The 19,288-nt window shown below is 64.1% G+C and carries 24 protein-coding genes, 1 tRNA gene and 1 pseudogene; 17 read left to right on the top strand and 9 right to left on the bottom strand.

Translation table 11 applies throughout. The features are described 5' to 3' along the window. The 6 genes from FW760_RS01465 to csrA all read left to right on the top strand — a co-directional run bounded on the left by FW760_RS01465 (position 1) and on the right by csrA (position 5,286). On the top strand, positions 1-1,074 hold the full coding sequence (locus tag FW760_RS01465) for an NAD(P)H-dependent flavin oxidoreductase (protein WP_302099059.1): 1,074 nt from the start codon (positions 1-3) through the stop codon (positions 1,072-1,074). A 78-nt stretch (positions 1,075-1,152) separates the two neighbouring features. Next, positions 1,153-1,911, top strand: a complete 759-nt coding sequence (gene modA / locus FW760_RS01460; protein WP_100632574.1) for a molybdate ABC transporter substrate-binding protein — start codon at positions 1,153-1,155, stop codon at positions 1,909-1,911. Then, positions 1,911-2,591: a molybdate ABC transporter permease subunit gene (gene modB, locus FW760_RS01455; RefSeq protein WP_043861734.1), complete on the top strand. Its 681-nt coding sequence runs from the start codon at positions 1,911-1,913 to the stop codon at positions 2,589-2,591. The genes modA and modB overlap by 1 nt, the downstream gene beginning before the upstream one ends. 3 nt (positions 2,592-2,594) lie before the next feature. Then, on the top strand, positions 2,595-3,683 hold the full coding sequence (gene modC / locus FW760_RS01450; protein ID WP_078481840.1) for a molybdenum ABC transporter ATP-binding protein: 1,089 nt from the start codon (positions 2,595-2,597) through the stop codon (positions 3,681-3,683). A gap of 52 nt (positions 3,684-3,735) precedes the next feature. Further along, a complete protein-coding gene (locus FW760_RS01445) occupies positions 3,736-4,752 on the top strand; it encodes a DNA topoisomerase IB (protein WP_274096946.1) in 1,017 nt (338 codons plus the stop codon). A 336-nt stretch (positions 4,753-5,088) separates the two neighbouring features. After that, the gene (gene csrA, locus FW760_RS01440; RefSeq protein ID WP_043861731.1) at positions 5,089-5,286 is read left to right on the top strand and encodes a carbon storage regulator CsrA; all 198 of its coding nucleotides are present in this window, start codon (positions 5,089-5,091) and stop codon (positions 5,284-5,286) included. 48 nt (positions 5,287-5,334) lie between these two features. Here csrA and FW760_RS01435 read toward each other — a convergent pair whose 3' ends face one another. Genes FW760_RS01435 through FW760_RS01425 form a run of 3 tightly spaced genes read right to left on the bottom strand, consistent with a single transcriptional unit; the run spans position 5,335 to position 8,360 of the window. Next, positions 5,335-5,727 carry a response regulator gene (locus FW760_RS01435; RefSeq protein WP_054914301.1) on the bottom strand — a complete coding sequence of 131 codons (393 nt, stop codon included), beginning with the start codon at positions 5,725-5,727 and terminating at the stop codon, positions 5,335-5,337. Between the two features lie 19 nt (positions 5,728-5,746). Beyond that, positions 5,747-7,192 (bottom strand): ATPase domain-containing protein, encoded by a 1,446-nt coding sequence (locus FW760_RS01430; protein ID WP_213607515.1) that lies wholly within the window; start codon positions 7,190-7,192, stop codon positions 5,747-5,749. Between the two features lie 4 nt (positions 7,193-7,196). After that, complete coding sequence (locus FW760_RS01425; protein WP_054914300.1) at positions 7,197-8,360, bottom strand: two-component system sensor histidine kinase NtrB; 1,164 nt, start codon at positions 8,358-8,360, stop codon at positions 7,197-7,199. A 269-nt stretch (positions 8,361-8,629) separates the two neighbouring features. Between FW760_RS01425 and FW760_RS01420 the strand changes: the two genes are divergently transcribed. The 9 genes from FW760_RS01420 to FW760_RS01380 all read left to right on the top strand — a co-directional run bounded on the left by FW760_RS01420 (position 8,630) and on the right by FW760_RS01380 (position 14,976). Beyond that, complete coding sequence (locus tag FW760_RS01420) at positions 8,630-8,824, top strand: hypothetical protein (RefSeq protein WP_043861727.1); 195 nt, start codon at positions 8,630-8,632, stop codon at positions 8,822-8,824. Positions 8,825-8,838: 14 nt separating this feature from the next. Next, entirely contained in the window at positions 8,839-9,543 is a 705-nt protein-coding gene (locus FW760_RS01415; RefSeq protein WP_043861726.1) for a YoaK family protein, read from the top strand. Positions 9,544-9,652: 109 nt separating this feature from the next. Continuing rightward, positions 9,653-9,737, top strand: a tRNA-Leu gene (locus tag FW760_RS01410). A gap of 214 nt (positions 9,738-9,951) precedes the next feature. Beyond that, complete coding sequence (locus FW760_RS01405; protein ID WP_116053648.1) at positions 9,952-10,374, top strand: nuclear transport factor 2 family protein; 423 nt, start codon at positions 9,952-9,954, stop codon at positions 10,372-10,374. Next, positions 10,371-11,135, top strand: coding sequence for an SDR family NAD(P)-dependent oxidoreductase (locus FW760_RS01400; protein ID WP_043861724.1), 765 nt, complete (start codon positions 10,371-10,373; stop codon positions 11,133-11,135). The genes FW760_RS01405 and FW760_RS01400 overlap by 4 nt, the downstream gene beginning before the upstream one ends. Then, on the top strand, positions 11,132-12,379 hold the full coding sequence (locus tag FW760_RS01395) for an FAD-dependent oxidoreductase (protein ID WP_116053645.1): 1,248 nt from the start codon (positions 11,132-11,134) through the stop codon (positions 12,377-12,379). Before FW760_RS01400 ends, FW760_RS01395 begins: the two co-directional genes overlap by 4 nt. Next, positions 12,376-13,191, top strand: coding sequence for a DUF1365 domain-containing protein (locus FW760_RS01390; RefSeq protein WP_116053642.1), 816 nt, complete (start codon positions 12,376-12,378; stop codon positions 13,189-13,191). The genes FW760_RS01395 and FW760_RS01390 overlap by 4 nt, the downstream gene beginning before the upstream one ends. Beyond that, positions 13,178-14,449, top strand: a complete 1,272-nt coding sequence (locus FW760_RS01385; protein ID WP_116053639.1) for an SAM-dependent methyltransferase — start codon at positions 13,178-13,180, stop codon at positions 14,447-14,449. The genes FW760_RS01390 and FW760_RS01385 overlap by 14 nt, the downstream gene beginning before the upstream one ends. A gap of 26 nt (positions 14,450-14,475) precedes the next feature. Next, complete coding sequence (locus FW760_RS01380) at positions 14,476-14,976, top strand: DUF2878 domain-containing protein (protein WP_116053636.1); 501 nt, start codon at positions 14,476-14,478, stop codon at positions 14,974-14,976. Here the strand turns inward: FW760_RS01380 and FW760_RS01375 are convergent. From FW760_RS01375 to FW760_RS01365, 3 genes are all read right to left on the bottom strand, one after another. Further along, a complete protein-coding gene (locus tag FW760_RS01375) occupies positions 14,945-15,469 on the bottom strand; it encodes a DUF3833 domain-containing protein (RefSeq protein WP_043861719.1) in 525 nt (174 codons plus the stop codon). The two genes, FW760_RS01380 and FW760_RS01375, sit on opposite strands and share 32 nt — an antisense overlap. Further along, the gene (locus FW760_RS01370) at positions 15,466-15,999 is read right to left on the bottom strand and encodes a chalcone isomerase family protein (protein ID WP_116053633.1); all 534 of its coding nucleotides are present in this window, start codon (positions 15,997-15,999) and stop codon (positions 15,466-15,468) included. The genes FW760_RS01375 and FW760_RS01370 overlap by 4 nt, the downstream gene beginning before the upstream one ends. Positions 16,000-16,111: 112 nt before the next feature. After that, positions 16,112-16,303: a hypothetical protein gene (locus FW760_RS01365; RefSeq protein ID WP_043861717.1), complete on the bottom strand. Its 192-nt coding sequence runs from the start codon at positions 16,301-16,303 to the stop codon at positions 16,112-16,114. A 168-nt stretch (positions 16,304-16,471) separates the two neighbouring features. Between FW760_RS01365 and FW760_RS01360 the strand changes: the two genes are divergently transcribed. Further along, positions 16,472-16,873 carry a glycine zipper domain-containing protein gene (locus FW760_RS01360; RefSeq protein ID WP_116053630.1) on the top strand — a complete coding sequence of 134 codons (402 nt, stop codon included), beginning with the start codon at positions 16,472-16,474 and terminating at the stop codon, positions 16,871-16,873. Between the two features lie 213 nt (positions 16,874-17,086). Next, positions 17,087-17,650, top strand: coding sequence for a hypothetical protein (locus FW760_RS01355; RefSeq protein ID WP_116053627.1), 564 nt, complete (start codon positions 17,087-17,089; stop codon positions 17,648-17,650). A 36-nt stretch (positions 17,651-17,686) separates the two neighbouring features. Here FW760_RS01355 and FW760_RS01350 read toward each other — a convergent pair whose 3' ends face one another. From FW760_RS01350 to FW760_RS01340, 3 genes and pseudogenes are all read right to left on the bottom strand, one after another. After that, a complete protein-coding gene (locus FW760_RS01350; RefSeq protein ID WP_116053625.1) occupies positions 17,687-17,989 on the bottom strand; it encodes a hypothetical protein in 303 nt (100 codons plus the stop codon). A gap of 78 nt (positions 17,990-18,067) precedes the next feature. Then, positions 18,068-18,418: a CZB domain-containing protein gene (locus FW760_RS01345; protein WP_256213296.1), complete on the bottom strand. Its 351-nt coding sequence runs from the start codon at positions 18,416-18,418 to the stop codon at positions 18,068-18,070. A 45-nt stretch (positions 18,419-18,463) separates the two neighbouring features. Then, positions 18,464-18,739: pseudogene (locus tag FW760_RS01340) on the bottom strand (methyl-accepting chemotaxis protein); the annotation flags it as partial. Between the last annotated feature and the right edge of the window lie 549 nt (positions 18,740-19,288).

The following is a 19,288-nucleotide window of genomic DNA, read 5'->3' as shown; positions in this document are numbered from 1 at the left end:
ATGAGCCAATGGCCGGACCCACGTATCCTCGACCTGCTCGGTATCGAGTTGCCCATCATCCAGGCACCGATGGCGGGCGCCACGGGGTCGGCCATGGCCATCGCGGTCAGTAACGCCGGGGGGCTGGGCTCGCTGCCATGCGCGATGCTCACCCCCGAGCAGATACGCCAGGAGATCGCGACCTTCAGCCAGGCCAGTCGCGGCCCGCTCAACCTCAATTTCTTCTGCCATCGGCCACCCGCCACCGATGGCGAACGTGCAATCCGCTGGAAGCAGGCACTCAAGCCGTACTACGAAGAAGTGGGTGCCGACTTCGGCGCCACCACCCCGGTCTCCAATCGCGCGCCCTTCGACGAAGCGGGCTGTGTCTTGGTGGAAGACTGCAAGCCTGCAGTGGTGAGCTTTCACTTCGGCCTGCCTGCGCCCGAGCTGCTGGCGCGGGTCAAGGCCAGCGGGGCCAAGGTACTGTCCAGTGCCACCACGGTCGAGGAAGCACGCTGGCTCGAAGCCCATGGCTGCGACGCGATCATCGCCATGGGCTATGAAGCAGGTGGGCACCGCGGCATGTTCCTGAGCGATGACCTCACCACCCAGATCGGCACCCTGGCGCTGGTGCCCCAGGTGGCCGATGCGGTCAAGGTGCCGGTGATCGCGGCTGGCGGCATCGGCGATGCCCGCGGTGTTGTGGCGGCCTTCGCACTGGGCGCCTCGGCCGTTCAGCTGGGCACCGCCTACCTGTTCTGCCCCGAGGCCAAGGTGTCGGCCGCGCATCGCCAGGCACTGCACAGCGCACAGGCCAGCGATACCGCGCTCACCAACCTGTTTACCGGGCGCCCGGCACGCGGCATCAATACCCGCATCATGCGTGAGTTGGGCCCGATGAGCCCCCTGGCCCCTGCCTTCCCCCTGGCCGGCGGCGCCTTGATGCCCCTTCGCGCCATCAGCGAGCCGCAGGGCAACAGCGATTTCAGCAACCTGTGGGCCGGCCAGGCGCTGCGCCTTGGCCAAGCCCTGCCGGCAGCCGAACTGACGCGCCAACTGGCAGAAAAGGCGCTGGCATTGATGTCACGGTAAAACAGATCTTTCCGTTTGTCGGGCAATCGCTATATATTCCAATGCATAACGATTACCTCATGCACATGGAGCTGTTTGATGAGAATGCGCGCCCCTCGTTTTGCCCTGACCGCCGTATTCGGCATGCTGACCCTCAACAGCGCCTGGGCCGATGAAGTCCAGGTGGCCGTCGCGGCCAACTTCACCGCGCCCATCCAGGCTATTGCCAAGGATTTCGAAAAGGACACCGGCCACAAGCTGGTCGCCTCCTTCGGCGCTACCGGGCAGTTCTACGCGCAGATCAAGAATGGCGCGCCCTTCGAGGTGTTCCTGTCGGCCGACGACACCACCCCCGAAAAACTCGAGAACGAAGGCGAAACCGTCAAGGGCTCGCGCTTTACCTACGCCATCGGCACCCTCGCGCTGTGGTCGCCCAAAGCGGGCTATGTGGATGACAAGGGCGAAGTCCTGAAGAAAAACGACTACAAGCACCTGTCCATCGCCAACCCCAAGGCCGCGCCCTACGGCCTGGCCGCCACGCAGGTACTGGCCAAGCTGAACCTGACCGAAGCCACCAAGGGCAAGCTGGTCGAAGGCCAGAACATCACCCAGGCGTTCCAGTTCGTTTCCACCGGCAACGCCGAGCTGGGCTTCGTGGCGCTGTCGCAGATCTACAAGGACGGCAAGGTCAGCAACGGCTCGGCCTGGATCGTGCCGGCCAACCTGCACGACCCGATCAAGCAGGACGCTGTGATTCTCAACAAGGGCAAGGACAACGCCGCCGCCAAGGCGCTGGTCGATTACCTCAAGGGCCCCAAGGCCGCTGAAGTGATCAAGTCGTACGGCTACGAACTCTGATGCCACTGGACGCCGGCGACCTGGGCGCCATCTGGCTGACGTTCAAGCTGGCGTCGCTGACTACCCTGATCCTGCTGCTGATCGGCACCCCGATCGCCTGGTGGCTGGCGCGCACGCGCTCCTGGCTGCGCGGGCCGATCGGGGCGATCGTGGCCCTGCCCCTGGTGTTGCCGCCCACGGTGATCGGCTTCTATCTGCTGATCGCCCTGGGCCCCCACGGCTGGCTTGGCCAGGCCACCCAGGCGCTGGGCCTGGGCACCGTGGTGTTCAGTTTCACAGGCCTGGTGATCGGGTCGGTGGTGTACTCGATGCCGTTCGTGGTGCAACCGCTGCAAAACGCCTTCAGCGCCATTGGCGAACGCCCGCTGGAGGTGGCTGCCACCTTGCGCGCCAGCCCGTGGGACTGTTTTTTCAGCGTGGTGCTGCCCCTGGCCCGCCCTGGCTTCATTACCGCGAGCATCCTGGGCTTTGCCCACACCGTCGGCGAGTTCGGCGTGGTGCTGATGATCGGCGGCAATATTCCCGACAAGACCCGCGTGGTTTCCGTGCAGATCTTCGACCATGTCGAGGCCATGGAGTACATGCAGGCCCACTGGCTGGCCGGCGCCATGCTGGTGTTCTCGTTCCTGGTGCTGCTGGCGCTGTACGCCAGCCGCCGCGGCAAGCCGGCCTGGAGCTGACCGATGAGTGCATTGATCCAGGCCCGGTTGCAGGTGGCCTTCGACGATTTCCGGCTGGATGTCGACCTGCAACTGCCCGGGCGCGGTGTCAGCGCCCTGTTCGGCCATTCGGGCTCGGGCAAGACCACCTGCCTGCGCTGCCTGGCAGGCCTGGAGCGGGCCGACCAGGCCTACATCGAGGTCAATGGCGAGGTCTGGCAGGATTCCGCACGCCAGTACTTCATGCCGCCCCACCAACGCCCCATCGGCTACGTGTTCCAGGAAGCCAGCCTGTTCCCCCACCTGAGCGTGAAGAACAACCTGATCTTCGGCTGGCGACGCATCGCCCAGCACCAGCGCCAGGTCGGCCTGGAGCACGCCTGCGAGCTGCTGGGCATCAGCCACCTGCTCGCGCGCAAGCCGGACACCCTGTCGGGCGGTGAACGACAGCGCGTGGGGATCGCCCGTGCGCTGCTCACCAGCCCCAAGGTGCTGCTGATGGACGAACCCCTGGCAGCCCTGGACGGCCCGCGCAAACGCGAGATCCTGCCGTACCTGGAGCGCCTGCACGACCAGTTGCAGATCCCGCTGATCTACGTCAGCCATGCGCAGGACGAAGTGGCGCGCCTGGCCGATCACCTGGTGCTGCTCGAACAGGGCAAGGTGCAGGCCAGCGGGCCGATCAGCCAGACCCTGGCCCGCCTGGACCTGCCGCTGGCCCTGCAGGAGGACGCCGGGGTGGTCATCGAGGGCGAGGTGGACGCCCACGACGCGGCCTACCAGTTGCTGGACCTGAAACTGCCGGGCAGCGACCTCAGGTTGCGCCTCACCCACGAGGCGCTGGCCCCGGGGGCGCGCCTGCGGGTCAAGGTCCAGGCACGCGACGTGAGCCTGAGCCTGGCCGACGACAGCCGTTCGAGCATTCTCAACCGCCTGCCGGTGCGCGTGTGCGCGTTGCGCGCCGGTGACAACCCGGCGCAGATGCTGGTGAGCCTGGACGCCGATGGCACAGCCCTGCTGGCGCGGGTGACGCGCTACTCGAGCGACCAGCTGGGGCTGCACGAAGGCCAGCAGTTGTGGGCGCAGATAAAATCGGTGGCATTGCTGGGCTAACTTGCGCGAACGGCTGCTGTCCATCGTCAGAGCCCCTACGCGAGCGCCCAGCATGAGTGTCGACCTGCCCCCTTTGCCCAGTGGCCTGCATTACGTGGATGACAGCCGCCCCGGTTTCCATCGGCGCCTGCTGCGCAAGCACTTCGCCTATTTCGACGCGCACGGCCAGCGCATCACCGCACCGGATACCCTGGCCCGCATCAAGGCGCTGGCCATACCGCCGGCCTATACCGATGTATGGATCTGCGCCGACCCGCGCGGCCACCTGCAAGCCACCGGACGCGACGCACGTGGTCGCAAGCAGTACCGCTATCACCCCGACTGGCGCGAACTGCGCGACAGCCACAAGTACGACCGCATGCTGGCCTTCGCCAAACGCCTGCCGAGGCTGCGCAAGCAACTCGACGAACACCTGGCGCGGCCCGGCCTGGACCGCGAAAAGGTCATGGCACTGGTGGTCAGCCTGCTCGACAACACGCTGATCCGCGTGGGCAACCGTCAGTATGCCCGCGACAACCGCTCCTACGGGCTGACCACGCTGCGCACTCGCCATGTGCAGGTCGAAGGCAGCGCGATACGGTTTCGCTTTCGCGGCAAGAGCGGCATCGAGCACCAGGTGACCCTCAAGGACCGTCGCCTGGCACGCATCGTCAAACGCTGCCTGGAATTGCCGGGCCAGGACCTGTTCCAGTGGCAGGACGAGTTGGGGCAATGTCACACCGTCGGTTCGGCAGACGTGAACGCCTACCTGCAGCAATTGACCGGTGCCGACTTCACCGCCAAGGACTATCGCACCTGGGCCGGCAGCGCGCTGGCGCTGGAGTTGCTGCGCGAGCTGCAATGGCAACCGGAAACCGAAGCGCGCCGACAGATCGTGGCCATGCTCAAGCAGGTGGCGTCGCGACTGGGCAATACCCCCGCCGTATGCCGGCGCAGCTATGTGCACCCGGCGCTGCTGGAGCGCTTCGTGCTGGGCGAGCTCCACGCGCTGCCCCGGCCACGGGCGCGCCAGCGCATGGAGCTGGCCGAGGTGGCCCTGGCACGTTTTCTCATGACATTGAATACATGAGATACGAATGAAAATCATTAACTAGCACATTAAATAACCCTACTTTTTAAACGCCGCCGTTCCATAGAAAAAAGACATATCCCCCATCAGGCAGAGAAATTTCCCATATGCGTTGAAGCCCCCTATGCTTGCGTCCATGGGCGATACCGGTTGTGCGTAATTGCCCATCTGCCCAATCGGAACCTGTGACTAAAGACCTCAACAGAATCTTGTGCTCGGGGAATTAATTTCCATCGAATGCGTCTTTAATGAAGGGAAAGACGGCTGTGCCACCGCGCACACCCGGCCTGTGCAGCTACCGCCTGCAAGGCATTCAAAGTTACCAAGGAGAAGTACATGCTGATACTCACCCGCAAAGTTGGCGAAAGCATCGTCATCAATGATGACATCAAGGTCACCATTCTAGGGGTCAAGGGGATGCAAGTGAGGATCGGCATCGATGCACCCAAAGATGTCCAGGTGCACCGTGAAGAGATTTACAAGCGCATTCAAGCCGGCAGCCCGGCGCCGGAGAAGGGGGATGATCATCAGTAACCAGGGCTAATCGAGTCGCACGGATGCGCTTGGTCCCGGCAACACGGTTCACTGAAGCTCTGGCGTATCCCGCCCGGCCTCCGCCACACCGATGAATGCCCTGACCCTGGCCACCATGCTGGCAGTATCGAACGGCTTGTCGAACACTGCAGAAAACAGGTCAGGTATGGCTTTGCCGATACTTGCCTGGGCCCCGCTCATGAGAATGACCGGTAGGTCCGCAAACTGCGCATTGCTGCGAATCGCTTTGGCCAACTCCTCGCCATTCATTATCGGCATCATGTAGTCGGTGATGACCAGGTCGATTCGCACCTTCTCCAGCACGTCCAGGGCCGTCTTGCCATTGGGCGCCTTCTCGACCTTGTAGCCGGCATCCTCCAGGGCATACCCCAGGATATCGGCGATCACATACTCGTCGTCCACGACCAGAATCGTGCTCATGGCTGCCAGCCCAGGGCTTTCATGCCCCTTGCGCCGATGAAGCGGTGCCCGACATCACCGCGCTCGCCTGAACGAACGCCTTGTCGAGCTCGATGCCTGTCGAACGGATGACCAGCTCCAGCAGCGCCGGATCGTATTCACTGTCGCGCACCTTGAGGATCGACAGCAAGCGTTTGAGCTCGGCGTCCAGCTCGACGAAACGCATCAGGAACAGGTTGTCGACGATCGACGACAGCTCCGACGCGGGTGCGTTGATTTCAGAGCCGAACAGGTCGCGCATCTCCCAGGTCGCCAACACCGTCACATCCTCGGCACGCAGCTCGCCCATCAGCGCACGGAAGAACTCGTTGAGCCGCCCCTGGTTGGTGGCGAGCCGGGCAAACGCGCCCAGGCTGTCGATCAGCACCCGTTTGATGCGGTGCTTGCGTACATGGCTGAGCAAACGGGCGCCCACGCCATCGAGCAACCCTTCGGTAGTGGGCTGCCACGCCAGGTGCACCGCCCCGCTTTTCTCCAGTGCCGGCAGATCGATACCGATGGCCTTGGCCTTGATGCGCAAGCGCTGCGGGGTCTCGTAGAAGCCGAAATGCAGGCCCGGCTCGGCCACTGTGGCACCGGCCAGAAAACTCAGGCCCAGGGAGGTCTTGCCAATGCCCGACGGCCCCATCGCCAGCGAGACCGAAGCGCTGGGAAAGCCCCCGCCCAGCAAGCCATCGAGACTGGCCAGGCCCGTGCCGACGCGGGTCAACACCTCGCTGCCCGGGCTGGAGGGGTGGCTGTAGAGTGCTTCAAGGCGCGGATACACCTTCAGCCCCTGCTCGGTGATCTCGCATTCGTGTACCCCGGACAGCGCCCCGCTGCCGCGGGTCTTGCGCAACTGGATGCGTCGCACCGAACGTGCGCCGTACAGGTCCTCGCCCAGCTCGATGACGCCATCGACCATGGTGTGTTCCGGGCTGCCGTCATCCAGGCGCGAACTGGTAAGCAGCAGCAAGGTGCAGCCGGCAAACGCGGCATGGCCTTGCAGCTCTGAAATGAACTTCTTGGTGTCGAGCACGTTTTCGGCGCGTGAACGTGCATTGAGCAGGCCGTCGACAATCAGCAGGGAGGCGCCCTGGCGGCCGATTTCACCGCGCAGCAGCTTGACCACCGCCTCCAGCCCCTCGCTTTCGAGGGTATCGAAGGCACTGACGAACTGCAGCTGGTTGCCCACCAGCGCAGGGTCGAAAAAGCTCAGGGTGGACAGGTACTGGAACAGACGCTCATGGGACTCGCTCAGCAGCGTCGCCACCAGCACCCGCCCGCCCGTGGCCACATGGTTGAACGCCAACTGGTTGGCCAGGATGGTCTTGCCCGAGCCCGGGCGACCCTGGACGATATAGGACGAGCCGGCCACAAGGCCGCCCTTGAGCAGGTCGTCCAGACCTTCGATGCCTGTAGCAAGACGCTTGAGCTGCTCCACGATAGGTTCACTCGCTTTGAAGGTTGTCGGGCTGGGGTGGCTGCCATGCCGGCAGGCACAGGGTCATGCAGGTGCCGCGACCGCTTTCGCTCTCGACCCTGATGCAACCGTTGCTCTGCTTGGCAAAACCGTAGGCCTGGCTCAACCCCAGGCCGGTTCCCTTGCCAAAACTCTTGGTGGTGAAAAACGGTTCGAAGATGCGCGGCAACACCGCAGCATCGATACCACGTCCGGGGTCGCGCACGCTGATGAGCACATGATCGCCAACCAGCCCGTCCCACTCCCCCTGCAGCACCTGGTTGCGTGCAACCAGTTCGATGCGCCCCTCGGCATCCATGGCGTCACGGGCGTTGAAGATCAGGTTGAGCAGCACCATCTGCAACTGGCCGCTGTCCACCTCGATATCCGATACCTCGCCCTGGATATCCACCAGCAATTCGATGCCCTTGGGCAGCGCCTGGGACAGCAACGCCTGGCTCGCCCGGACCAACTGCGCCACATCGACCCGGCTTGTGCTCTGCACCTTGCGCCGGGCAAACCCGAGCAACTGCTGGGTCACCTGGCTGCCGCGTTCGCCGGCATCGACGATATGCTGCAACAGGCGCTCGGTACGCTGCGGGTCGCGAGAGGTCATGGCCAGCTTGGCCGAGCCGATGATGATCGTGAGCAGATTGTTGAAATCGTGGGCCATGCCCCCGGTAAGCTGGCCGAGGGCTTCCAGCTTCTGCGACTGGAACAGCTGCGCACGCATGGCGTCCAACTGTAATGCGGCTTCCCGACGATCGGTGATGTCGCGGGTGATTTTCGCCAGCCCCACCACCTCGCCCTGCTCGTCCCGAATCACATCCAGTGCCGCCAGGGCCCAGAACTGCGTACCGTCCTTGCGCATGCGCCAGCCTTCGTCCTGTGCCCCGCCGGTGCTCAGCGCACGATTGAGCAACCAGCCAGGCCGGCCTTCGGCGCAATCCTGCGGCGTGAAGAACATCGAGAAGTGCCGACCGATGACCTCGTCGGCGTTGTAGCCCTTGATGCGCTGGGCCCCCAGGTTCCACGACACCACATGGCCCTCGAGGTCGAGCATATAAATGGCGTAGTCCGCAACGGTCTGCACCAACTGCTCATAGCGGCTGGCGTGCATGGTTTGAAGGTCAGAGCGCTGGGAAGAATCCATGGCAAACCCGCAGGCACCGCAGTGAGGACAATGAGAAGGTAGACAACCGGGTGCCTCTGCAATTCCGTAATTTCGAAACAGTCGTATCGACCTGCAGGACGTGAACGATAAATCACTGGCGGAACAGTGGCGCAGTGATTGCCCGGTGTCAACGGGTGCTCACCTATCCGGGCAGTGCCCGGGGAAATCGTTCCGGGCCGGGGGGCAACTTGTTATAGTCCACAGGTGCAAGCGCAACCGGGGGAAGGACGTTGACCACAGATGCAAGGATGAAAGGCATTCACGATGACCTGGAGCACACCGCCGCCGATCTGGAGCAGATCGCGCGCGAAATGGCCGGGCATGCGCGCTACCTGCAGCACTCGGCCCACCCGCAGGATGCCCTGGAAGTGCAGCGCAGCATCAATGGGCTGCAGGCATCGATCGACCAGTTGCGCAGCGTGGCCGACCGCATCGAACCCTAGCCCCGGAGACGCCCATGCTGCCAGAGCGCCCACAGGGCCAACGCGGGCCGCTGACTACCCTCGTCTACAAGCGCCGGGGCCGCGTCGGGTTGTTTTTCGTCGCCGCCCTGTCGGTGCTGGCGGGCATGACCGACGCCATCGGCTTTCTCGCCACCGGCGATTTCGTTTCATTCATGAGTGGCAACACCACGCGCATGGCCGTCGCCCTGGGCGATGCGCACTGGGCACTGGTGGCCCGCCTGGCCCTGCTGATCGGCGCCTTCATTGCCGGCAACGCGCTGGGGGTGATCATCGCCCGCCTGAGCGCCAAGCGAGCATGGCCGCTGCTCGCCCTGTCGGCGGCACTGCTGCTGGGGGCAGGCCTGTGGGGCGCGCAGGCGCAGTTGCCGGCGCTGCTGGGCGCGATCATCGCCATGGGCATGCTCAATGCGGCGGTCGAAGAGGTGAACGGGCTGCCCATCGGGCTGACCTATGTAACCGGCGCCCTGTCGCGCTTTGGCCGCGGCCTGGGCCGCTGGCTGATGGGGGAGCGGCGTCCGGGCTGGCGCGTGCAACTGGTGCCGTGGTCCGGCATGTTCGGCGGCGCAGTGCTGGGCGGGCTGCTGGAGCACCGCTACGGCCTGGCGGCGCTGATGGCCTGCGGTGGCTTCGCCCTGGCGCTGGCCATCGTGTCACTGCTGATTCCGCGTCGCTGGCTGCGGCGTTACATGGCAAAGTAGCGGGTGCGCGAGTTGACTCGAATATAACGATGAGTTATAAAGCCGCCTTGATCCGGAAGGTAAAGTGTCGCACACACCCTGTGCCTGACCTTGCAGCCGGATGATCCGTGCGAGTGTGGTGGAATTGGTATACACAGCAGACTTAAAATCTGCCGGCGTGAGCCTTGCGGGTTCGAGTCCCGCCACTCGCACCATCTTCTGAAAAGCGCCCCTTGGGGCGCTTTTCTGCTTTCTGCGTCCTGCGTTATCCCTCGCCTTGCACCTGCCCCTGCCCCTGCGTCCATCTCCCTGCAGCAAAATCTGCAGGGATGAATTGACTTGTACAAATTTCCCTCTAACCTGCAAATATCTTGTACAAATAACAACACATGTACAACTAAATGACCACAATGGTCATGGGTGCAGGCAATGTCCGAGTATCTCAAACGCTTTGCAGAGCGATTCTGCGCGATCGACGCGCACAACCTGGGTGTGCTGCGCGAGTTGTACAGCGACGATGTCCAGTTCCGCGACCCGCTGCATCAGATCCACGGCATGGCCGCGCTGCAGGATTATTTCGCTCAGCTGTACGCCAACGTCGATCAGGTGCGCTTCGAGTTCCACGGTTATGACCAGGTCAACGACGGGAAGGGCTACCTGCGCTGGACCCTGCACTACCGGCATGCGCGCCTGAACGGTGGGCGCCCGGTTCAGGTACAGGGTTGCTCGCACCTGATGTGGCGCGACAAGGTCTACCTGCACCATGACTACTTCGACGCCGGGGCGCTGCTGTACGAGCACCTGCCGGTGATGGGCAGCGTGATCGGTTGGCTCAAGCGGAGGCTGGCATGAGACGCATCTGGCTGACCGGCGCCAGCAGCGGCATTGGTGCGGCACTGGCCCCCCTGCTGCTGGCCCAGGGGCATCGCCTGGCGGTCAGCGCGCGCAATGTCCAGCCCTTGCAGGCATTGGCGCAGCGCTACCCCGACCAGGTACTGGTGGTACCGGGCGACCTTCGCGAGGGTGACCAGGTGCGCGCGATCGCCCAGCAGATCGCCCAGGCCTGGGGTGGCCTGGACCAGGTGATACTCAACGCTGGCACCTGTGAGTACCTGGACAGCGAAGCCTTCGAAGCCGCCATGGTCGAGCGCGTGGTGGCTTCCAACCTGTTCAGTGCCAGCCACTGCGTGGAGGCTGCCCTGCCCCTGCTGCGCCAGGGCCGACAGCCGCACCTGGTGGCCGTGGCCAGCGCCGTGACCTTTCTGGCGCTGCCACGCGCCGGTGCCTATGGCGCCTCCAAGGCCGCGGTGCGCTACCTGTTCGAATCGCTGCGCATCGACCTGGCCCGCGAAGGCATTGCCGTGACGCTGGTCAGCCCGGGCTTCGTCGACACCCCGCTGACCCGGCGCAACGACTTCCCCATGCCGCTGTGCTGGCCCGCCGAAAAGGCCGCACGCCATATTGCCCGGCGCCTGCACAAGCGCCCGTACACCATTGCCTTTCCGCTCCTGTTCATCGCCGGCCTGCGCCTGGTCGCGCTGCTGCCGGTGAGCCTGCAACTGGCACTGGGCAAGCACCTGTCACGGCCACTGCGCCAGGAACCCCACCCATGAAGATAGCCATCATCGGCAGCGGTATCGCCGGGCTTACCTGCGCCCACCTGCTGCAGCGCCAGCACGCCATCACGCTGTACGAGTCCAGTGACCGGATTGGCGGGCACACCCATACCGTCGACGTGCAGCTTGGCGAGCGACACTACGCGGTGGATACCGGGTTCATCGTATTCAACGACTGGACCTACCCCAACTTCATCCGCCTGCTCGATCAGCTGGGCATCACCTCGCGCCCTACCGAAATGAGCTTTTCGGTCCACGACCCGCAGACCGCCCACGAGTACAACGGCAACACCCTCAACAGCCTCTTCGCGCAGCGCCGCAACCTGTTGTCGCCGCCCTTCTGGGGCATGCTCTACGACATCCTGCGCTTCAATCGCCAGGCCCTGAACGACCTGGAGCAGCAGCGAGTCAACGACACCCTTTCGCTGGGCGACTACCTGTACATGAACGGCTACGGCGAGCGTTTCATCGACCACTATATCGTGCCGATGGGAGCCGCCATCTGGTCGATGCCGCTGGCGCAGATGCTGGGCTTCCCGCTGCAGTTTTTCGTGCGCTTCTTCAAGCACCACGGGCTGCTGTCGGTCAACGATCGCCCGCAATGGCGGGTAGTGGAAGGTGGCTCGCGCAGTTACCTGGCCCCGCTGTGCGCACCGTTTGCCGAACGCATTCGCCTCAACTGCCCTGTACTGGGCGTGACCCGCGATGCCGACGGTGTCAGCCTGTTCAGCCGAGCAGGCATGGAGCGTTACGACAAGGTGGTGTTCGCCTGCCACAGCGACCAGGCGCTGCTGATGCTGCATGATCCCAGCCAGGCCGAGCGCGAGATTCTTGGCGCGCTGCGCTATGCCGACAACGACGTGGTCCTGCACACCGACACCCGCCTACTGCCGCGTCGCCCCTTGGCCTGGGCCAGCTGGAACTACCGCCTGGGCGGCTCGCAGTCCCAGCCGGCCGCCGTCACCTACAACATGAACATTCTGCAGGGCATCGATGCCCCGCAGACCTTCTGCGTGAGCCTCAACCAGACCGGCGCCATCGACCCCGGCAAGGTCCTTGGCCGCTACACCTATGCCCACCCGCAGTTCAGCCTTGCCGGGGTACGGGCCCAGGCCCGTCACGCCGAACTGTGCGGTGCCCGACACAGCTACTACTGCGGCGCGTACTGGGGCAACGGCTTTCATGAAGACGGCGTGGTCAGCGCGCTGCGCGTGGCCGCCGAATTTGGTGAGCAGTTGTGAACAGCGCGCTCTACCAGGGCTGGGTCAGCCACCGCCGCCCCGCCAGGGGGGATTTCGGCTTTGCCTACCGCATCGGCCTGCTGTACCTGGACCTGGACGAGCAGGCGCAGCTGCCAGCGCTGTCGAGGCTGGCCGGCGGGGGCCGGTGGAGCGCCTTTGCCTTCGACGAGCGGGACTATCTGCCAGCCGCCACTCACCAGGGCACGCCCCTCAAGAGCGCCGTGCTGGACCTGCTCGAACAGGTGCTGCACCACCGCCCCCAAGGGCCGGTGTGCGTACTGACCCAACCCCGCAGCTGGGGCCTGGCCTTCAACCCGGTGAGCTTTTTCTACTGCTTTGAAGGTGACGGGCGTCTGGCTGCGATTCTCTGCGAGGTCACCAACACGCCCTGGCGCGAACGCTTTCACTACGTGTTGCCCGCCGACGGCCCGGGGCCGTGGAACTTCAGCGTGGCCAAGGCGTTTCATGTGTCGCCGTTCCTGCCCGCCGACCTGGAATACCGCATGCACTTCTGCACACCTGCAGCGCGTATCCGTGTGCGCATGGAGGACTGGCAGGCACACACCCGGGTGTTCAGCGCCGTGCTGAACCTGGCGCGCATCGACCTGAACCGACGCAGCCTGCACCGGCACCTGCTGAGCTTCCCGTGGATGACCGCCAAGACCCTGCTGGCCATCCATTGGCAGGCGTTGCGCCTGCTGCTCAAGCGTCATCGCCTGTTCGACCACTTCGCCGCCCGGGGCACCTGGCGGCGAGCCAAACCGATCAATGCACCCGACAGCGCAAAGGACACCCCCCATGAAGAGCCCTGAGGCAATCCCGGCAAAACGCTTCGCGTCCGCCGGCAACGGCATCGGCGTGATGCTGCTGCGGCGCGCTGTGCTGCGCCAGCTCGAACGCCTGCGCCACGGCGCACTGGTGGTCATCGAAGCCAATGTGGTGCACCACTTCGGCAACGCCGGCGCGAGCCTGCAAGGGCATGTCCAGGTAGTGGACGACGCGCTATGGGGCCTGGTGGCCAGCAACGGCTCGATTGGCGCAGGCGAAGCCTACGTCCACGGCTACTGGACCAGCCCGGACCTCACCGCCGTGGTCCGCGTGCTGGTGGCGAACCTGGAGGTACTCGACGGCCTGGAAGGCGGGCTGGCACGCCTGGGGCGCCCGCTGCTGCATGGCCTGCACTGGCTCAACCGCAATACCCGGCGCGGCGCCAGACGCAACATCGCCGCCCATTACGACCTGGGCAACGAACTGTTCGAGCGCCTGCTGGACCCGAGCATGATGTACTCGGCGGCCATGTTTCAGAGCGCCGACGATACCCTGGAACAGGCCCAGCACTACAAGTTGCAGCGCATCTGCCAGAAGCTCGCCCTCAACCGCGACGATCACCTGCTGGAGATCGGCACCGGCTGGGGCGGCCTGGCCATTTACGCGGCACGCCACCACGGCTGCCGGGTAACCACCACCACGGTGTCGGCCGAACAGTTCGCCTATGCCCGTCGACGCATCGACGAAGCCGGCCTGCAGGACCGCATCACCCTGCTGCTGGAGGATTACCGCGACCTGCAGGGCCAGTACGACAAGCTGGTTTCCATCGAGATGATCGAAGCTGTCGGCCATCGCTACCTCAGCAGCTACTTCAGGCAATGCGCGCGGCTGCTCAAGCCCGATGGCCTGATGCTGCTGCAGAGCATCACCATCCGCGAACAGCGCTACGCACAGGCGTGCCGCTCGGTCGACTTCATCCAGCGCTACATCTTTCCGGGCGGCGCCCTGCCTTCGGTAGGGGTGATGCTGCAGGTGATGGGCCGCGACACCGATCTGAACCTGCACCACATGGAAGAATTCGGCCTGCACTATGCGCGCACCCTGCGCTGCTGGCACCAGAACCTGCAGCAGGCGCGCCAGCCGTTGCAGGCGTTGGGTTATGACGACACGTTCTACCGCTTGTGGGAGTTCTACCTGTGCTACTGCGAGGGGGGCTTTCTGGAGCGTGCCATCGGCACCGCCCAGCTGTTGCTGGCCAAGGCCGGCGCACGGCCCGCACCGCTGCTGGGGCAACCAGGCTGAACCGGCGGACAGCGCATTGGGCACCGGTGCTGGGCAATGCGCTGCTGTTTCAGCTTGGCTGGTTCGCCTGCGTGCTGGGTGCTCGCCACCCCGCCTTGCTGGCAGTGGCAGTGGCCTGCCTGGTGACGCACCTGAGCTGCCTGGCCAGGCCCGGCGAGGTACGCCTGATCGTCGCCGTCAGCCTGTGCGGCTGGCTGACCGACAGCCTGCTGCTGGCGCTCGGGGTGTTCGAGTTTGGCGGTCATCGCTGGCTGCCGCCGTTCTGGCTGCTGTTGCTGTGGCCGGTGTTCGCCTGCACCTTGCGCCACAGCCTGCACTGGACCGCCAACCCCTGGTGGCGGGCCAGCCTGCTGGGCGCGGTGGGCGGCCCGTTGTCCTACTGGGGCGGTGTGCAGCTTGCCGGTGCCAGGCTGCCATTGGGCACCTGGCCGAGCCTGCTGGTGCTTGCCGCCGTGTGGGCCTTGCTGCTGCCGGTACTGCACCGTCTCGGCCGGCCTACTGCACCTGCTTGCGAAAGAACAAGGTGACCTGCCCGACTTCGATGCCGAACTTGGTCATGTAGGAGCGGTTGGCCAGGGTGTTATCGTCCAGCAGGTACATCCAGTCGTCGAAGCGGATGGCCCAGGTCTTGCCGTCCACCGGTACGTCGAGCACGTACTGCCAGCGCAAGGCGAAACCGGCGTTCTGCCCGCGCGCCTCTTCCACCACATCCCCGGCCGTGCCGCGCCAACGTCCCGGGCCGTCCGGGCGAATGGTCCAGGTGCGTTGCTGCCGGGTGCCGTCGCTGTAGGTGAAGTGCTCGTTCAGCACCACGTTATCGCCTTCGCTGCGCCCTTCGATCAGCACGTGAAAACGCTTGATGACCTCGCCGGAACGCTTCTGCACGATGCCCCAGCCGTCGACGCGGCCGTTGAAGTACTGACGCAGGTCGAACGCCGGTGACTGGTTGCGGTAAGCCTCGACATCGACATTGCCGCAGCCGGCCAGCAGCAGGAACACCAACAGGTACCAGGCTTTCATGGGGAAGCTCCAAGGAGTTGCCGACGCAAGTCGGGGTAGCGGCTGCGAGGGTCCAGCCAGATGGCAAAGAACGCACGGGCGAATGCCTGGTCACGCACTTCGTGCTGCAGGCGCTCCCCCACATAGAAGCGACAGCCCAGCCCGGGAACGTACACGCCCGCGATGCGCATACCCGCCTCGACATCCACGAACGCCTGCTGCATCTGCGCCTGCCACTGGTCCCGTTGCGCTGCCGTCAGCGGGGTGGCAGACAGACGCTGGATCTCCTCGAGGCTGACCTTGACCAACCGCTCGCGACTGACCGCGCGCCGGTAGGTGATCTCGAGGGCGAAGCCATCGCCCTCGTTCAAGCGTGCACCGGGGGCCCACAATCGCGCCGTATAGATATCCAGGCCCCAGGTCCTGAATTCAGCACTGCCTACCAGAAGCGCATCCGGCAGGTCGGCCCGCCACCCCGCCTGGGCGTAACCGCAGGCCAGCACACCGATCAGCAACAGCAGCCTGCACAGCGCGATGGGTGGTGGTCGCATGCGGTACTCCCTGGCAGCCCCTTGGGCGGGGGTTGCGGCGATACTTGCACATGGAAAATTTTCTGTACAAGTTAATTGCCGTATCTGTACACGCTAGCACAGCCTGCAGAAGTCACTGCTTGACGAACACTACCCACGACGGCGAGGAGTCGATGATCTGCTCCTTGAACTCGATCTGGACCTGCCCTGCCCCGAACAGGCTGATGTCCTTCAGGCCCAGGCCACCCTGAACCACCACCCGTGCATCCTGCGGAAGCCGCGACAAGGCTGCCACCAGCTCGCCAACGGTCTTGTACTGCGCCATATCAACCTCACTGTGCAAAAGCCAATCGGCCATCTTCGCCGAGGCCTGCGAAGCCTCGCAAGGGCGCACCACGTTTTTAAATGGCGCGACGGGAAACTAAACCTTCAGCGCGCGGTCTGAACAGCACCAAAAAATCATCTTGCAGATCAAGTACCTGAGGTTCACATCATGCGTTTCACCCTGCCTACCCTCGCCCTGGGTATCCTGCTGCCCCTGACTGCCGTTGCCGGCGACGGCACCACCGCCATCGGTGGCGGGCTGGGCGGCGCACTGGGCAATGTGGTTGGCCAGCAGATCGGCGGCAGCACCGGCGCCGCCATCGGTGCCGGGCTGGGTGGCGCTGCAGGTAGCGCGGCCGGTGCGCGCAAGGGCAACCGCACCCAGGCCGCCGTGAGCGGTGGCCTGGGGTCGGCTGGCGGCTCGCTGATCGGCAATGCGCTGGGCGGCTCCACCGGTTCGACCGTCGGCGCCGGCCTGGGCGGCGCGGCCGGGGGCGCGGTGGGCAATCATCTGGCAGATGACAACAGGCACAGCGCCAGCAAGCACAAGCGCAAGCACCGCCACCGTTAAGTCGCCTGCCACTACGCAAACGTCCGGCACATGGCCGGACGTTTGCGTTCAAGCCTTGTGCAAATCACGATTTTCTTTTGAATCAGAAACACTTTTGAGAAAAATCCTACATAAAGCGAATCGGCTTTCTGTTTGACTGAGTGCATACGCCGCCAAATAGGCGTGGCTTTTTCGCGTGCATCACGCGGCACCGTCTGATCAAAAGGTTTCGACTTGAACGCTCATCTGCTGACCATCACCTTGGGGCTGCTCCTGGCACCTGCCACTTGGGCCGACTACTGGCCGGGAAACGCCAAAATCTGGAAGTTCGAACCCGACAACTTTGCTGGCATCAAGCTCAATGGCAACAACCTTGCCGAATTCGCACCCTGTTCCGCCGACGCTACGCATATCCCTCCCGAGGTGATGTGCCTGGAGCAGACGTCGATGAGTGATTACTACCAGGTCAGGGGCGCTCCCTACATCGGACTTGGCGCGGACTACCAGCTGGGCATGAAGCTCAACGCAGGGCAGTTGGAGTACCTGTCTATATCGGGCAGCGCGGAAGGCTTCAACGAGGTGCAACAGTTGCTCGTGTCCAAATACGGCCAACCGAATCGGCGCGAGAACCAGAACCTGGAGATGCGCTCAGGGCTTCTGTTCAACAACGACATTCTGATCTGGGACGGCAAGCACGTAGCCATTACGCTGCAGCGCGATGCTGAAGACTACCGACGCTACTCGGCGAGGTTCAGCAACCTCGACAGCCACCCGGAGATGGTGGAAAACCCGCGATAAAACCTTGCCAGCACGTGCCGACGCAGCCAACCAACGTCAAAGCAGCAAAAGGCCGTACCACAGCGCAAACAGCGCCATTGCAATGCCTTGCACCACAAGCAGCACGCGAGCGCCATGGGGCCGGAACGCCAACAGCCAATAGGCAAACACCAGTGGCAGGCACAGCAGATTGGTCAGTGCCAGCGTGAAGATCGCCAGCACCGGGCCCAGCGAGGGGAACATGCTGGCCGGGCTCAACAGGCAGTACAGGGAAGCACAGAGACCAACCGCCGCAATGATGACTGCGCAGACAACGCAGAAACGACGCGCGACGTCGCGCTCATCCAGCTCCCCAACCATGCGACACTCCCTTTACCCGATCCGATCGCACGGATCCTACCACTCTTGCTCCCTCGCGCCTGTGCCTGCAACTGTCGATCAGTCGCCGCGATGGGCGAGCGCCTGCAGCACCTGGTTCACCTTGAGGCTGGCGGTCTCCATGCTGTCCAGCGAGGCCACCACCGCGCTCCAGTCCTTGTGCTGCGCCTGGTGCAGCGCATGGCTGGCCGATTCGTGGCAGATACGGTGGGGGTCGTCGAGCTGGGCGAATGCCCGGTCGTGCTGGTAGATCTGCTGGGTTTCCGGCATCAGGTACCACTTGCCCAGGCGGCAATGCTTGTGGTCCGACAGCTCAAGGTTCGGGTCCTGATTGAACAGGCGCAGGTACACCATCAGCTTGAACAACAGGTGGTCGAGCTTGACCGCCTCGCAGAACGAACTGAGGGCCATGTTCTCGATCAGGGTGGTCATGTGGTCCCCCATCACCACCATTTCGTCCAGGGTCTGCGCCGAGGTCGACACGTCGCCAGCCAGGCGCGTGGCTTCATTGGAGAGGTTGCCGATCGAGTTGCTCGCCGCCGTGGTATCGACATTGATGGCGTCCACCAGCACGCTGATGTCCTGGGTGGCCTGGTGGGTGCGCTGGGCCAGGGCCCGTACCTCGTCGGCCACCACCGCAAACCCGCGCCCCTGCTCACCGGCCCGCGCCGCCTCGATGGCGGCGTTGAGTGCCAGCAGGTTGGTCTGGTCTGAAATGGCCTTGATCAAGCCCACGATGCTGCTGATTTCGCTGACCCGCGCCTGCAGGTGGGTCACGCTCTCGACACTGCTCACGCCTTGACCGGCCATGTGCGTGAGCGAGGTGGAGAACGACGAAAGCAGTTCGGACGTCTCGCTGAACACGCCGCTGTTGGCCTTGAGGTGGTCGACCTCCCCGCGCAGGGTTTCGGCCTGGCTGACCACCCCATCACGGGTCTGCTTCATCGACTCGTCGAACATACCCATCTTGCTGTGCAGATCACATTGGTAACGGCTGTAGGCATTGAGCTCGGCCTGCTCACCCTGGGTTTGCGCCAGCAAATCGGTCAGTTGCTGGTTTTCCTGCTGGAGCGCCAGATTCTGCTGCTTCAGCTCCTGCAACTCACGCGCCTGTGCGTTGACCTGTTCTCGCCACTTTCTACCAAACATTGCCACAACTCCCCGGCACGCAACGCCTATCGATATGTGCCTCGATTTTAAAGGCGCAGCAGGGAGGCAACATTGACATCAATCAGCCATCATGCATGAATTGGCCCCTTGCGCACTGCCGCAGAGCGTCTA

It is taken from the genome of Pseudomonas sp. 1176_21 (genome assembly GCF_052850635.1).
Note: the sequence above shows the minus strand (reverse complement) of the source record. Positions and strands in the feature narration are given on the sequence as shown.